This window comes from Anabaena azotica SJ-1, assembly GCF_047275885.1.
In the GTDB taxonomy this organism is placed as follows: domain Bacteria; phylum Cyanobacteriota; class Cyanobacteriia; order Cyanobacteriales; family Nostocaceae; genus Trichormus_B; species Trichormus_B azotica_A.
Genome location: NZ_CP178454.1, coordinates 5440071 through 5455757 on the forward strand (window position 1 = coordinate 5440071; position 15687 = coordinate 5455757).

Genomic DNA, 15687 nt, shown 5'->3' on the forward strand with positions numbered 1-15687 from the left:
AATTATTATGTTTTTAATTTTTGTTTTTAGTTTTTTATTTTTACTTGGTTTTGAGAGATATGTAAAATCCTTCTCAGAGAATTTCCTTTAACAATCATGGCAGCATGACTTATATCTAACCAGATCCTTTCTCTTTGGGTTGCTTCTGGCCAATCTTCTAAGACTTGTTCTACTGGCAATAAAAATAAATTTACGCGATAAATATTACCGCGTTTACGATATTGATAAGCGCCGATTTTTTCAGTATTTACTTGACCAACAACTCCTGCTTCTTCCCAGGCTTCTTTAGCTGCTGAATCAGGCGGAGTCATGCCTTTACAAACACCTCCTTTGGGTATTACCCAGCTTTGGCGTTTACGGGTGGTAATCAATAAGACTTCTATTTTTCCATCTCTCACACGATATGGAATCACTCCTGATTGTTTGCAGATTTTGTTGGTTTTTCGGCTCATGGGAATATATTCCTGATAGATTAACCTCTAGATTGTGATAATTTTGAGAGCAGTAGGCTAAGGCCTATTGCTATGTTGGCCATTTTAATTATAAATTCATTGCTCTTGCTAACATCTTTCACTTAGTTAACTGTTTATTCCGTATAATATTTAACGAAGTTAGATTATTTGTCCTGATTCATGCCAAATTTACAAGATTGCTGTCTGGTAATTACAGGGCAGTTTTCACTGTATTTTTAGACTATGTTAATCACAAATAATTCATAAAAACAGCCATGTTGGCAATAAAAAAGTGTAATCTATGGAACTCAAACTACAAGCATTTTGGTTGATTGAACCAGAAAAAAAGCCATTACAGCAAATAATAGCAGGGGGAGTTATTTTACCAGATGGACAAGTAGCCATTGCTAGATGTTTGCCAAATGCTAGTTATGCTACTTTCCCATCTCTAAACTCCTTTCAACAACTCCAAGACAAAAGGGGTAGACAGTTAATATTTGATCAACCGTCTTTAGAAGGATATAATCTCAAGACTTTTCAGCTAGTTAGGAAAAAAGATGTCACTGGTATTAGCGGAACTGGTGTAGTTGCAGTAGGATGCTATTTTCAAAGTTGTGGTGGTATTGCTGTTATGCAATGGCTGGGTGAAGTTACTTCAACTGCCTGGTATACTGGAGGCGTGGAGCAAATCGAATTGATTCATGGACACAATGGTAAAACTCAAATTGTGATGGATGTTTAAATTAAGATAAAATCATATAGGATTTGTATTTGATTTATGCAATTACTCAATATTAAAAAATAATGGCTAACATAGAACTTTCCAGAGAAGATTTTGTATTAGTTGTTGGTGCTACTGGTGGTGTTGGACAACTTGTAGTCAGCAAATTATTAGAAAAAGGTTTGTCAGTTCGCATTCTTACACGAAATGCTCAAAAAGCTACAGAAATGTTCAATCAAAACGTTGAAATTGCTGTTGGTGATATCCGTGAACTAAATACCTTACCAGCAGCAATGTCAAACATAACTTCTATTGTATGCTGTACTGGAACTACTGCTTTTCCTTCTGCGAAGTGGGAATTTGATTCACCTCCTAACATGATCGAATGGGGACTGGCTTTGTTTGACCCTCAATCAATAGAAAATAAAGCTAAAAATACACCTCGTAAAGTTGATTCCCAAGCTGTTAAAAACCTAGTTGCAGCAGCACCAAAAAATTTACAAAAATTTGTTTTTGTTTCTTCCTGTGGTATTCTGAGAAAAGATCAATTTCCTTTTAATATTCTTAATCGGTTTGGTGTCCTAGATGCCAAACAAGAGGGAGAGGAAGCCATTATTCATTCAGGAATTCCTTACACAATTATCCGTCCTGGACGTTTAATTGATGGACCCTTTACTTCCTATGATCTGAATACCTTAACAAAGGCAGAAACATCAGGTAAATTAGGTGTAGTAGTGGGTAAGGGTGATATTCTTACAGGAGAAGCCAGCCGCATTGATGTTGCTGCGGCTTGTGTAGAAAGTTTATTTTATCCAAGTTCTAATGGACAGGTTTTTGAATTAGTTAATCAAGGAATAAGACCACCTGTAATTGATTGGCAACAGCTTTTTTTACAGATCAGTAATATGTGATTTTACACAAAGCTAAAGGAATCTAATCTTCCTAAAACAGACATATCTTCAGCATCTAATTCTACAGGTATACCACTACGAATTAATTCTGAAAAATCTTCATTTGGTACCATAATTGTCAGCGTATAAAGACGAGTTTCACCAGTATTTCTAATCAAATGAGTGCCTGTAGGTGGAACTAATAAACTATCTCCAGCTTTGATTGGTACTTTTTTGCCATCACAAATAGCCACTCCTTCTCCTTTGAGGATAAAAAACATTTCTAATGCCCATTGATGACGATTTGGTGGTGTTTGTCCACCCACGTCAAATATTTCCACACAACAAGTTAAGGAAGCGTTAGCATTTGTGGAGTCAAAGATAATTGCTAACCGGTTAGAGTCACGGGGGCTAATGCGGTATGCTTGGTAATCTTTGGGAGATTTGATAACCGGAATTACACAACGAGTAGAGGTCATAATTAATTCAAAATTACAAATAGGGAATAGGGAATAGGGAATAGGGAACAGGGAAAAAATATATTCGCAAGTATTCAGGATAGAGAACACTCCAAGTCAGCAGAATAAAGGCTTTTTTAATCAACTTTGATGATTTTGATAAAATCTCACTGCTCTCTATTCTTCATTTCATCAGCATTCTGACTCCTGATTTCTTACATATATTCTTCTTACTTCTGTCTCCTAAATTCCTAATTAGCGACTGAGATTATGATTTTCTGTTGTTTTCTGCTAAGGCTGTAAAAATTGCCGATGAATCTGTGACAAACCCAAAGCATTGTTTAATGTTGTACAAAGTTGCTAACCAACAATATTCTGGTGAAGTTGTGGCTGTACAATCTTGCAATAAAATACAGTCGTATCCTAAAAAATTAGCATCGCAAAGGGTTGTAAAAACACATTGATCGGCATTAACTCCAGCAAATAATATTGTCGTTGTTCCTAAGTTCCGCAGAATACTATCTAAGGGTGTATCCCAAAACCCACTCATGCGATATTTGTCAATGGGAATATCATCTGGTAGTTGTTCGAGTTCATCTACTACCGCAGCAGCCCAACTACCTGCCATAAGAACTTTAGCTCCATTTTTAGGTAGAGGATCACCTAATCCTACACTTTCTCCAGTGGAATTATAAACGTGCAGTAAACCGGCGCTAATATTCAATAAATCAGGGCGATTGCCCCAATTTAGCCAAATTACAGGTACGCCATGCGATCGCAGTTGTGGTAATAATTTTTGTAAAGGTTCTATTGGTTTACGTGCAGGGCTAACATCTACCCCAATATGTGACAACCAACCATCAGGATGACAGAAATCATTTTGCATATCAATAACAATGATGGCGGTTTTTGCTAAGTCGATACGCAGGGTTTTGGTTTCTGTTGATAAAATAACAGGCTGTGGAGTCTTTTGAGGACGAGTAATGTCTGCAAAGGTTTGATTTACTCCCCAAGCATTGGGGTAAACGCCTAATGTTCGCAATGGTAGATTCATAAATTTTCAACACCCAACATTATTGTCTCCTTTGTACCTTGAAATTCTGTTGCGTGTTCATTTCCTTAATTAAGGTTAAGATATTAAATTGCGCTACCAAAGTGAAAAATCTGTTCCCCTGTCAAATTTAACTCAAGGAAGAGAGAGGAAAATAACTGATAACCATTCCCCAAACCTATTTACAACTTTCAGCTTCACAAAAAGATTAGTATTGATTGTGGCATACAATAAATTTATAGTATGGTTAAACACTTATGAACTGGACTATTAAAAAAGCTTTAATTCCTGTTACAAATGGTTACGCCACTTTAGATGTACAGGTTGTGGATGGTATGATCGCTGCCATTGCACCGAATTTAGAGGTGATTGGTACAGAGGTTGATGGTGAAAATAAACTTTTATTACCTGGTTTTATCAATGCCCATACCCATTCTTCGGAACATTGGCAACGGGGAGTAATTCCTCCTTTGCCTTTAGAATTGTGGTTAGCAAATTTATATGATTTTACTCCTCTGGATACAGAACAAGTTTATCTGAGTGCTTTGGGTACGGCTGTAGAAACTTTACTTTCTGGAGGTACAAGTGTAGTAGATCATTTGGTGTTAATTCCTGGTCAGGAGTTAGAAACTATTGCTATTACTGTTCGCGCTTATAGAGAAATTGGAATTAGGGCTTTTATTGCACCTTTAATTCAAGATGAGTCTTTTAGTGCTGGTATACCATCGGGGGAAGTTGAACAAATTCATGACCCTTATTTTCGTTCTACATCGGAAACTTTAGCAATTATTGAAGAAGCTGTTATTAAGTTTCATCGTCCAGATGAAGGTATAAATATTTTAGTTGCACCAACTGGTATTCAGTTATGTACTGATGGTTTATTTACAGGTTGTATTGAGCTAAGTAATCGTTATGATCTGTGTCGTCATTCTCATTTACTGGAAACCAAGGCACAGGAAAAACTGGCACAGGAAAAATATGGTTGTAGCGGAGTTGAATATTTAAATAGGATTGGTTATTTAAGCGATCGCACCAGTTTAGCACATTGTGTTTGGTTAACTGATGCTGATATTAATATCTTGGCTGAAACTCAGTCTACAGTTGTCCATAACCCGTTAAGTAATCTGCGTTTAGGTAGTGGTATTGCCCCGATTTTAAAATATCGTCAAGCTGGTGTTAATGTAAGTTTTGGTTGTGATGGTGCTTCTAGTAATGACTCTCAAGATTTGTTAGAAGCGATTAAAATTGGTTCGATTCTGCACAATGTTACTGAATTAGATTATCAGTATTGGATTACACCCCGTGAAGCTGTAGAAATGGCTTCGTTAGGAGGTGCAAAAGGATTGAAGATAGATGATAAAATTGGTTCTTTGTCTGTTGGTAAGCAAGCTGATTTAGTGCTTTATGATTTAACTCATTTATCATTGTTGCCGCGTACTGATCCAATTGGTTTATTAGTTTTGGGTCGCCCTCATAATGTTGTTAGTAGTGCTTGGGTAAATGGTAAACAAGTTATTGCTAATGGTGAAATTATAAGTATTAATGTTGCTGAATTGCGACAAGAATTATTTAACCGTAGTCAATGGAAAACTCAGCAAAAATCGGCTGGTGTAATGCAAATTGAGTCTCGTTATCGTCAAGTGATGGGTTTATAAAACGCAGAGGTAGGCGGAGGGGGTTTTTGTCATGGTTAAGGTTAATAGTGCAGAGGAGTTATTGAATTTCTACGCAGCAGGGGAAAGGAATTTTGAAAATTCTGATTTAACTGCTGCTATTCTTCCAGGTGTGAATTTGCGAGATATTAATTTGAGTGGTGCAATTTTAGCCAGGGCAGATTTGAGTGGTGCAGACTTAAGTAATGCCGTTTTATTAAGGGCTAATATGAGTACAGCTATGTTAAATAAGGCTGATTTTAGTCACGCCAATTTAACTAGGGCTGATTTTAGTCGCGCAGTGATGACGAAAACAATTTTTGTGCAAGCGACAATGCTGAGAACTAATTTGAGTGGTACTATTCTGTTGCAAGCAAATTTAGAAAATGCCCGTCTGCGAGAAGCTAATTTAAAAGATGCAAATTTACGGGGAGCAAATCTGGAAGGCACAAATTTAGTTCAGGCACAATATAATCATAAAACTTTATTTCCAGAAGGTTTTGATCCCATCAAAGCTACGAAAACCCTAATGCCTGATTATCCAATTCCTACTAATGTTAATGATGCTGAGGGTTGGAATTATTTTTGGAAATATTTGATTACTAAGGGATATCAATATGATTTTTTGTGCCATATATTTGATGATAGTGATTGGCTAATACCGTTTTTGCAAAAACTGGAATATAAAACTGTTCTCTGTGCTGGTAATGGTATTTCTTTAGAAGCTTATATTTTAGCATATATTGGATTTGATGTAACTGTGCTTGATGTTTCTGCCTATGCAAATCAATATTTAGCTAATTATCCACTCAGTTATCAGGAATTAAATTGGTTTGCTTATTTCTCAGACAATAATTTAGATAATATCTCAACAGCAGAGATTAGTAATAAAGTGAAGACAGTGAAATTTATTACGGGGAGTATATTTGATAGTGAGATTTGTCCTGGTTTATTTGATGTGATTATCACTCGTAGCACTGTTCAACTTTTTAACCTGATGTCCGAAGATAAGCTGATTGAGGCAATGCAATCTTTGTTAAATCGTCTGAGTCCTACAGGATTACTTATTAATCACGGACATAATGCTTATAAAATTAATGAGTTTTTGCAAAATTGGCTTTTGAATCAGGGTATATGTGCTTCGACAAAAATTGATGATAAATTAGAAAATACGAATCAGAAGTTTGTTTATTTGCGGGGAACTTCTGGTTAGTCAAAATCAACATTAAGCGTAAAAATATCAGTTACTATCAAAATATTCTATGGTATCTACTTCTTCATCATTCCCAGATATTCAAAATCATTGGGCGCGTCTATTCATTCAGGCTTTAGTCCAACGGCGCATTGTTAATGGATATCGAGATGGAACTTTTCGCCCTGATTATCCTGTTACCCGTGCTGAATTTGCGGCTATTATCGCTTCTATATTTACGCCGACTAAAAAACGGGAATATGTTGCTTTTAAAGATGTTCCTGTTACATTCTGGGCTAATAGCGCAATTAAAAAGGTTTATGAAACAGGTTTTCTGGTTGGTTATCCTAATCAGACTTTCCGCCCTAATGATAGTATTTCCAGGGGTGATATTTTAGTTTCTATGGTCAATGGATTAGAGATTGCTACTCAGGTAGCACCGGATCTGGTGAGTAAGTTAGCAGAAATTTATCAAGATTCTACTGCTATTCCTAACTATGGTATAAATCAAGTTGCGATCGCAACTCGTGTGGGTTTGGTGGCTAGTTATCCCAATCTTAAATTACTCAACCCCAGAATGCCGGCGACTCGTGCAGATGTAGCTGTAATGGTATATCAAGCTTTGGTATATCAGGGAAAAGCGGAAAAAATTGCTTCTGATTATATTGTCGTACCGCCATTATTGACTCCCAACACTATCAAGGTCAGTCATAACCGCGAGTTCCGGGGTGCTTGGGTGACAACTGTGTGGAATAGTGACTGGCCTTCCAAACTGGGACTGTCTGTAGAACAGCAGAAAACGGAACTGCTGGAAATTATTAAACAATTACAATCTCTGAATTTTAACGCCTTAGTATTACAGGTGCGACCGGAAGGTGATGCTTTATATGCTTCTGCTTTAGAACCTTGGAGTGCTTGGATTACAGGAACTCAGGGAAAAGCACCAGAACCATTTTATGATCCTTTGGAGTTTGCGATCGCAGAATGTCATAAACGCAATATCGAACTTCATGCTTGGTTCAATCCTTACCGCGCCAAAACTACCACCAAAAGCGGTTCTAATGTCTCTCCCCACATAGCTATAACTAATCCTGAAGTTGTTTATCAATGGGGTAATCAATTATGGATGGACCCAGGCGCAAAAATAGTTCAAGACCAGGCTTACAATGTCATTATTGATGTTGTTAAACGCTACGATTTAGATGGCGTTCACCTAGACGATTATTTTTATCCCTATCCCATATCCGGCCAATCTTTCCCCGATAATAAAACCTACGCAACTTACACAGCTAATGGTGGAAAACTAAGTTTAGAAGATTGGCGACGAGAAAACGTCAATCAAATGGTATTACGTTTATCTCAAGGAATTAAAAAAACCAAATCTCACGTTAAATTCGGGATTAGTCCCTTTGGTATTTATCGCCCCGGACAACCAGCAGGAATTGTTGGTTTAGATCCCTATAGTGTGCTTTATGCAGATTCCAAGAAATGGTTACAAGAAGGTTGGATAGATTATTTAGCACCGCAACTTTATTGGCGTACTGACCAAACACAACAAAGTTATGAAGTCTTACTAAAATGGTGGACTGAAGCCAATACCAAACAACGCCATATTTACGCCGGTAATAATATTGGACAACTAGATGGGAAAGCATGGAAAAATGAAGAAATACAAAAGCAAATTCAGCTTTCTCGCAACTTAGCAGGTAAACTTTCACTGGGAAATATCTTTTTTAGTATGAGTTCCCTATCTGAAAATCGCCAAGGTATCGCAGACCAATTTAAAAATGTCTATTATTCCAGACCGGCAATTGTTCCCACAATGTCATGGCAAAATAGTACGCCACCATCTCCTCCCAAGGAACTAAAATTTGAAAACGGTAGACTAAATTGGCAAGCTGGAGATAATCAGCCTGTGCGTTCTTGGACGCTGTACCGTCAAAATGGAGATAGTTGGATAATTCAGCGTATTTTATCTGCTGGTACGACTTTTGCCACTGTTCAACCTGGTATTTATGCTGTGTGTGCGGTGGATAGGTTGGGGAATGAAAGCGCAGGTGTGACGATAACTGTTAGTTAGTTCATACAACTAGGAGGGTTTGGCGGTGCTAAACCCCTACTGACTAACTAGTTTTGCTGTATTTTTATTTTGTTATTGCTTTTTCAAAAATGTATGTTATGATGAATAAGGCTTGTTTAAGGACGTATAGCTCAGTTGGTTAGAGTACATCGTTGACATCGATGGGGTCACTGGTTCGAATCCAGTTACGTCCATATTTTTTAGTTATATGTTTTCCAGATGTTAGCCAGCGATCGCAGTGTTGGTGCAGTCTGTAAAAACATTTTTACTTGTTTGATTTTTCCAGTTCATCAATCCCACCCTCGCGTTAACGGATCAATTGGGATATCTGGATCAATCTCAATCACAGTAATTTTAGCATTCTCCACCACTGTATTACCCATAACAGTATTGTGTATTGCCTGAAATTTTGATTCTTCCTCAGCAATGCGTTCGTAGTGCAGAATTACGTGGTAATGCTTGGTAATTGGTTCTCCTGAGTCTGATTTCTCCACTGTCAGCCAATCTATGTTTTGTTGTTCTTCCGCTATTCGGCGATACTCATCGGCTAGTTGTTCTAAGGCGATCGCTATCGCGTGTTCTTTGGTTTGACCGTAGCATTGTATATTGTCTCTAGGAGAATCGCTCAGAGACGATGATAATTGACAAATATACTGTCCATTGCTTTGGGGTTGCAATGTGATTGTGATAATTCCGGTTATATCTGGGTTGAGTTCTGTCATGTTAAAAGTTGTCTATTCCAAAATTTTACAATGAGCGATCGCAACTAAGTAGCTTCTTACCATTATTGTATTGACATTGTGTACACGATTATCTATACTAAACCTAATGAAGTAATTAAAAGAGAGGAAACTAAAATGGTAGCTTCCTTTGACACAAATAACCCTGGACGCAATCAGGTGATTAATATTAGAGTTCAAGAAAAACAGCGTAATTTAATTGATTATGCTGCATCAATTCTTGGTAAAACTCGTTCTGATTTTATGCTAGATGTCGCTTGTCGAGAAGCAGAAAAAGTAATTCATGATCGAACTTTTTTTGCCTTAGATGACGAAAAATATCAAGAATTTCTGGATATTTTAGACGCACCACCTCAAGTAGATGAGGAACTACGCAAGTTTTTAACTGCTAAATCACCTTGGGATTAAGAATGGCAGCAGAAAAAATTATCGAAGCTCCTCAACCAATTAATGATAATCATGATATATCACAATTTAATTCAAGATCAGAAACTTTAAATAATTGGTTGAGAGAAAAAGCCTTTAAAAATGAGGGGGATACTGCCAGAACTTATGTAGCAACTTTTGAAAATAGAGTCATTGGTTATTACTGTTTAGCAAGTTCTGGTGTATATCGCTCAGTGGCTATTAGAAAAGTCAAGCAAAACGCACCAGATCCAGTACCTTGTATGCTTATTGGTAGGTTAGCAGTTGATGAACAATGGGAGGGAAAAGGGATAGGATCTGGTTTATTAAGAGATGCAATCTTTCGGGTTTTACAAGCATCCAAAATAGTAGGAGTACGATGTATTTTAGTTCACGCTAAAGATGAAGAAGCTAAACAATTTTATTTAAAACATAAATTTAAACCTTCTCCGATAGAACCTTTAACTTTAATGTTGCCTTTACAAGAAATTGTTGCCAATCTTTAATAATAGAACTAGCAGCATAATTTACAAATACAATATGATTTACGTCAGGCATTTGCAGAAAATTCAGAAGTTTACAATCAAATTTCTAAATTTCTCTCTGATGATGTAGCCTAAAGTTCATACAAATCATGAGATGATGGCTCTATTCGGCTGTTTCACGTTTGCGTTTTTCGATTTCGGCTATGGGTAATAATAATAGTTGCTCAATCTTTTCCTTTGTCTCCTTGGTAACATTAGAAACATTTAAACACTCTACCAAGAGAATATTGGCATTATAATATAGTTCTAAGAGATCAGTTTGTTCTTTTATAAAACACCAATTATGACCGAAGTTACGATTTTTTATCATTAATGATCTCAAGTTATGTACCCAATCTTCGCCGTTGATTTCCCACCACTTATCTATTTTATCAATCATCACATCATCAAAAAAATTTTCATTTAACCACCAATCAGGCAATTTATTTATAAGCTGACTTATTTCATTTTCTAGCTGGAAATTTCTGGGGTAAATATATTGTAGTTCGTTATCAATTATCTGTTGAAGAATGATATTAAGAGGTACTTTAAGGCTCGGAGATACAACACCTCGATTGTCAGAAGCAAAAGACAGAGCAAGTCGAAGATTACGATCAACTGCATATTCTGAAATTAACTGCTCATCGTTTGATGGTTCATTTGGTAAAAAGTTAAAATCGAGATCAATTCCAAGATAGTAAGGAAGTTCAAGATTTTCTTCGTCAAGATTAAGTGCCATACAAAGAGCGCGTAAGGCTGTTTGACTGTAGGAGAATTTTAGTGAACTAGCTTTTGTACTTAGCCATATTAAATAATCTTGAATTTTCTCATCATCAGTTAGAAAAGTATCAATTTTAATTTTCATTAATTCAAGTAATAAAACAGGGTTAGTAGTTATTTCGGATGCTAACAAAAAAATTTCTCGCCAATGAGATGTGGTAATTTGATTAACTAGAAACTGCCAATCAGCTTGATTGCAAAACCACTTTGCCACTAAATATTCTTGAAACGTCAAATGTGAAAAAGACCAGACTTTATTTGCCCTCTCAATCAATAATCCATGCTGCGCTTCAATAGCTCTCAAAACTGATCGACTATCCCGCAGACCAATTCCCAAAAACTCTGCAATGTAACCCTCAATTTCTTCCTGCTCAAATAAAACATACTGCGGTTGCTCAAACTTTTTCACCGCTAGATAACTAAGTAATTCTAGCTTTCGTTCCGGTGATAAATCTCGGTAAATCTCATCTCGCTCAATCTCCCGTGACTTGTCCCACCGCTCTAACAGTAGCTCTAATCCTTCCTCATAGAGTTTAGAACGCTTGGAGTAAAATTTACCAGTTTGGTGAAATACAACACAGGTCAAACTCAACAAAATCGGTGTAATTGCTAAATTCTGAATCGGCTTATTCGCTTCCAGAAAAAGCTGATTGAGAAACTTCTGTGATTTTGCTAGTCCAGCGGAGTCATCCCTAATAACTGCCTTAAACCAATGCTCAGAAAAATATCGTACCTGGACTTCATTAAAATCTGCTATTTCTACATAATCAAACCGTTCAAACCGTGATTCTTGGCTTTGTGTTCGACAAGTGATAATTACCTGCACCTGCGGATAAGAACGAGCGAACTGCTTAATTTGCTTGGTGATGTTTTTACCGTCTTCTCCTGTTACTTCATCTAAACCATCAAGCAAAACCAATGCTCGACCTTGATGGAAAATCAAACTAATTTCTGTGTTTGATAACTGCCAGCACTGCTCAAAATAACGCTCCAGCGAATAGGCAAACTTGCGTCCATCATCTACAAAATCTCGCAGTTTAATCAAAGCTGGAATTCGGTGCGTTTGTAAATTGCCAGCGTTGCATTCGGTAACTACTCGCTGCAAATAAGTGGTTTTCCCTGAACCTGGTTTACCCACCACCATTAAATTCGTATTTTTTGCCAGCACTTCTAGTCCTGAAATCCTTTCCCGTTCTTCACCCAAGCTAATGCGATCAAAACTGCGATAACTTGGATTTTGACTGAAATATTGCCACAAGTCATCTAGTTCTGACTTTCGACTACTACTCAGTTCCTCTAGGATGTTCACATCTACAAACAAATCACCTAAAGAAACCCAGTGATCTACACCCCATAATGGCATGGTGCTATGTAATCGCTGGATATCATCATGAATATGCGATCGCACTTGTTGTACTAAGCCTTCTATCGCTTCCTTATCCCACTGATGATTAATGCGATCGCCTATCTGCTGGATGTCTATATCTTCATTTTTTTTTTCATAATAATTCCATCCTTTGCTCGCATATATAGCACTGGTGTAGCAAAGTCAGGTTTATCCAAGCCGACTTCTATAGAAATGGCATTGCGGGTAGTCTGGATAGCTGCATCTACAGGCCAGCCTAATGCCAGAGTGCAGTAAAACTCATCAGCAAACAACTTAGCAGTGCTATCAAAAATGGAATATTGCATAGCGACTACTGCTGGTATTCCGCGCTGTACTAGGTTAGGTGCTGTACCTGCAAATGCTTGCTGGGAAGACACTGCCGCACCCTGACAGGAATTTAACACTACCAACCCCACATTGCGATTACCTAAGAAAATGTTGGCAAAATTCTCATCATCCAATAGTCTGGATTTACCATCATTATCTACTAAAGCAATATAGCCTTTATTATTGTCAAAAACACCATGACCGATAAAGTGGAAGACATTGTAAGGCTTTTCACGTAACTTTTGGTTGATGTTGCGAGTAGTAGCATCTTGTATAACATCTAATTCAACTGTTCCCGATTCGATGTGTTTTGCCAATGCTTCACGAATTAGTTTTTCTTCTCCAGTCACGTCCAATTTATCTAAGTTACTAGGACTAGATATAACTAGCAAAACTTTGAGAGGTAAACTAGCAACTTCAAGTTCAAGCTTTTTTAGGGGAACGTCAATATAACGAGAAAGGACGGTTTGGGTATTGTTAGCAAGGAAGGTATTTGTTCCTTCATCATAGAGAAATTCCCAAGGTAGCGCGGCTAGTTTTGGAGAGTCAAACACTAAGCGCAAACGCACATTATAGTTATTCGTTTGTGCGCCTGCAATTGTAGCCCGGAAAAGTCCATGAATTTTTGTTGGGAAAAGAGCTTGGTACAATTGGCTTCCTAGTGATTTGAGCAATTGTGTATTTGTTGAGCGAGATTCAATCAGTTGTAATGCAAGTTTAATTTGATTTGTTTCTAACCGTAATTCTCCTGATTCCTCTCCTTGTTCTGAGGAAGCCCGAATATTGTTGTCTTTACCAACCAATATTTGAAAATCGTGGTAATCCATGCGGGAACTTTCTTCTAACATCTCTTTGAAAATCTCTATAATTAAGGCTCTAATGGTTTCCTGATGTTGTGATGTAATGTCTCTTGTGGCTACATTCCCATCTTGAGTATTTTGATGAATACCGCTTGTTGCTTGAATAGCTTCCCCAAGGTAAATCTACTCTTGAGTTGACACAGTTAAAACCTGTGGTGGTGAAGCATCAGGAGGATAGAGAAAATCTACTTCTACTAAAGAGCGATCGCCTGGTTTCATATTTAATAACGCTAAAGGTTGACCTGGTTCACCTCTGGTTTGGACTAAATGCACAAATTCCGTTTTTGGTTGACCTTGGTTATCTGGATACCGAATCCGCACAGTTCCCCGGAAGAATACTTGACGCGCTGGTGTAGTGAAAAAGCGCAACCCTGACTTGCTTAATTGATCTTCCTTAATTGGAGTTTGCACCAACACACTCACCTTTTGTTGACTTTGGGTATTGTTATATAAAGGCAACTTCAGACTATATTGAATTCCATAATTACCATGAGCGCGATAAGCTGTATCAGGATAACGCACTAACATAGATGCACTTTGAATTTGACCAGTTCCCAAAGTACCACCATGCAGTGTGCTTAAAGCATAAGAAAAAGCTTGACCTGGTTGGGGAATAGTTAAATAATTAGTTTTAGGATTATCTACCAAGAGCGATCGCCACACCGAACCACGCGCTACACCCGCAACTCTTCCATAAATTCTCGGTTTACCACTTTCCTCCAAAGGAGTGGGAACTTTATCTCTGGGTGTGGATAATTCACCATTATTCAGTAAATTTTGCCATTCTCCTAAAGTTGGCGCACGCTCACTACCATCATCATTGATAGGTGCAAACATAGCCAGACTAGCAGCATACACCCTACCATTACTCCGCACACGCATAAATGAAGATCGACCATTTAATGGTGGAGTCAATCCTTGTACCGGAATTGGCAGATTTAATAACATCCGACTTTCCCCTGGAGGAATGACAATTTGAGCAGGGAAAATTTCTTGTCGTCTTCCCCGCAGCACATCAGACATCACACGACTACCCGGACCAGCAAACACCGTACCTGCATTATTAGGGATAAAAGCATCCAACTTAATAAATGGAGCATCCGGTTGACTTAAATAACTTGCCCCCTGCAATATATTCACCTTTACTGGCTGAGTTTCAGGGTTATGTAAGATGATGCCTAAATACAAAGAACGTAAATTTTCTGGTGGTTCTGCTTTCGCAACATGATGAGCAAAAATATCAAAGCGTCCCCGAAAAGGAAAATTTAAATGTGCAGTGGGTACTTTTTTGCCGTTCGGGGGAAAGGTAGAAAGTAATATACCTTCTTTTAATACCAATTCTGGGCTATTGCTATTAAAAACTGGCACAGTATCTAACCGTCCTGGTAACGCTCGAACTTCTTGTGGTTGTACCACTTCTTCCGGTGGTGGTGAGGATTGAGTTGCTTGAGCGAGAGTCAAACCGAGTAATAGTGGAAACATAAGCAATTAAAAATTAAAAATTAAAAATGAGAACCCGCTTAAATTGGTCAGGACTTAAGGCATTCTACATCAAAAAAATCTTGCATGAGTGTTTTCTGCTTCCTACCTTCATTAAGTAATTACCAGATTATTAATAATTAAAACAAAATCAGCCATAATGCTCATCAAATTTTCTTGATTCAAAATCGGGACGTGAACAAAAATGCAAGGAATAGGTAGTTGAGATTGGTATAAGTAGTCCAATACTGAATAATAAAGACCTTCACATACGAATCCACCACAGTCGTAGCTAATCTCAACTGCTGCTGTTCCCGCCACCAATTGTTCAACATCAACAGTAGTTTGCAAAATATTTTCTGCACAATCTATAAATGTAATATCAGTAGTCTGTAGAGACATGATACTTGCACGTACTTCCACACTTAAATTTATCCGACTGGCCGCCATGCCACAACAAATAACATAATCAGGTTTGACTTCATTGATTTTCACAATGAGGCGAGAACTAGCAAGGTCAACATCTACAGGTAGTCGCCGCAAAAAAATTAAATCATTACAGACACAAGCCATTTTGGCTAGTTCGAGTAACAAATCATCGGAAGAATTTGACTGTTGATCACTCAGCCAAGTGTCAAAAGAAGTTAATAATATTTTTTTCTGCATAACAAATATTATTTAGAATTAGA

The 15687-nt window shown here is 37.5% G+C and carries 15 protein-coding genes and 1 tRNA gene; 8 read left to right on the forward strand and 8 right to left on the reverse strand.

All coding sequences use genetic code 11. The features are described from left to right. Positions 1 to 26: 26 nt before the first annotated feature. Entirely contained in the window at positions 27 to 452 is a 426-nt protein-coding gene (locus ACLLO5_RS23675) for an NUDIX hydrolase (RefSeq protein ID WP_413172938.1), read from the reverse strand. A gap of 301 nt (positions 453 to 753) precedes the next feature. On the opposite strand from ACLLO5_RS23675, the gene ACLLO5_RS23680 reads away from it, so the two are divergent. Further along, a complete protein-coding gene (locus ACLLO5_RS23680) occupies positions 754 to 1194 on the forward strand; it encodes a hypothetical protein (RefSeq protein ID WP_413172940.1) in 441 nt (146 codons plus the stop codon). A 62-nt stretch (positions 1195 to 1256) separates the two neighbouring features. Next, entirely contained in the window at positions 1257 to 2084 is an 828-nt protein-coding gene (locus ACLLO5_RS23685) for an SDR family oxidoreductase (RefSeq protein ID WP_413172941.1), read from the forward strand. A 2-nt stretch (positions 2085 to 2086) separates the two neighbouring features. Here the strand turns inward: ACLLO5_RS23685 and ACLLO5_RS23690 are convergent, their stop codons facing one another. Together ACLLO5_RS23690 and ACLLO5_RS23695 are read right to left on the reverse strand one after the other, a co-directional pair. Then, on the reverse strand, positions 2087 to 2542 hold the full coding sequence (locus ACLLO5_RS23690) for a cupin domain-containing protein (RefSeq protein WP_413172942.1): 456 nt from the start codon (positions 2540 to 2542) through the stop codon (positions 2087 to 2089). A 247-nt stretch (positions 2543 to 2789) separates the two neighbouring features. Next, complete coding sequence (locus ACLLO5_RS23695; RefSeq protein WP_413172943.1) at positions 2790 to 3575, reverse strand: cysteine hydrolase family protein; 786 nt, start codon at positions 3573 to 3575, stop codon at positions 2790 to 2792. A 254-nt stretch (positions 3576 to 3829) separates the two neighbouring features. Here ACLLO5_RS23695 and ACLLO5_RS23700 point away from each other — a divergent pair, with 254 nt between their 5' ends. The 4 genes from ACLLO5_RS23700 (at position 3830) to ACLLO5_RS23715 (ending at position 8690) form a co-directional block, all read left to right on the forward strand. Next, positions 3830 to 5227, forward strand: coding sequence for an amidohydrolase (locus ACLLO5_RS23700; protein WP_413172944.1), 1398 nt, complete (start codon positions 3830 to 3832; stop codon positions 5225 to 5227). 31 nt (positions 5228 to 5258) lie between these two features. Next, positions 5259 to 6437, forward strand: a complete 1179-nt coding sequence (locus tag ACLLO5_RS23705; protein WP_413172945.1) for a pentapeptide repeat-containing protein — start codon at positions 5259 to 5261, stop codon at positions 6435 to 6437. A 49-nt stretch (positions 6438 to 6486) separates the two neighbouring features. Further along, a complete protein-coding gene (locus ACLLO5_RS23710; protein ID WP_413172946.1) occupies positions 6487 to 8496 on the forward strand; it encodes a glycoside hydrolase family 10 protein in 2010 nt (669 codons plus the stop codon). Between the two features lie 120 nt (positions 8497 to 8616). Beyond that, positions 8617 to 8690, forward strand: a tRNA-Val gene (locus ACLLO5_RS23715). Between the two features lie 96 nt (positions 8691 to 8786). On the opposite strand, the gene ACLLO5_RS23720 is transcribed toward ACLLO5_RS23715, so the two are convergent. Continuing rightward, positions 8787 to 9218, reverse strand: coding sequence for a hypothetical protein (locus ACLLO5_RS23720; protein ID WP_413172947.1), 432 nt, complete (start codon positions 9216 to 9218; stop codon positions 8787 to 8789). Positions 9219 to 9353: 135 nt separating this feature from the next. Between ACLLO5_RS23720 and ACLLO5_RS23725 the strand changes: the two genes are divergently transcribed. Together ACLLO5_RS23725 and ACLLO5_RS23730 are read left to right on the forward strand one after the other, a co-directional pair. Then, positions 9354 to 9644, forward strand: a complete 291-nt coding sequence (locus ACLLO5_RS23725; protein WP_413172948.1) for a DUF1778 domain-containing protein — start codon at positions 9354 to 9356, stop codon at positions 9642 to 9644. A gap of 2 nt (positions 9645 to 9646) precedes the next feature. After that, a complete protein-coding gene (locus ACLLO5_RS23730) occupies positions 9647 to 10147 on the forward strand; it encodes a GNAT family N-acetyltransferase (RefSeq protein ID WP_413172949.1) in 501 nt (166 codons plus the stop codon). A 142-nt stretch (positions 10148 to 10289) separates the two neighbouring features. Here the strand turns inward: ACLLO5_RS23730 and ACLLO5_RS23735 are convergent, their stop codons facing one another. The 4 genes from ACLLO5_RS23735 to ACLLO5_RS23750 form a co-directional block, all read right to left on the reverse strand. Continuing rightward, positions 10290 to 12353 (reverse strand): NACHT domain-containing protein, encoded by a 2064-nt coding sequence (locus tag ACLLO5_RS23735; RefSeq protein WP_413172950.1) that lies wholly within the window; start codon positions 12351 to 12353, stop codon positions 10290 to 10292. 71 nt (positions 12354 to 12424) lie between these two features. After that, positions 12425 to 13507, reverse strand: coding sequence for a CHAT domain-containing protein (locus ACLLO5_RS23740; RefSeq protein ID WP_413172951.1), 1083 nt, complete (start codon positions 13505 to 13507; stop codon positions 12425 to 12427). Positions 13508 to 13642: 135 nt separating this feature from the next. Beyond that, positions 13643 to 15001 carry a DUF3370 domain-containing protein gene (locus ACLLO5_RS23745; protein ID WP_413172952.1) on the reverse strand — a complete coding sequence of 453 codons (1359 nt, stop codon included), beginning with the start codon at positions 14999 to 15001 and terminating at the stop codon, positions 13643 to 13645. 111 nt (positions 15002 to 15112) lie between these two features. Further along, a complete protein-coding gene (locus ACLLO5_RS23750; protein WP_413172953.1) occupies positions 15113 to 15664 on the reverse strand; it encodes a peptidase C15 in 552 nt (183 codons plus the stop codon). Between the last annotated feature and the right edge of the window lie 23 nt (positions 15665 to 15687).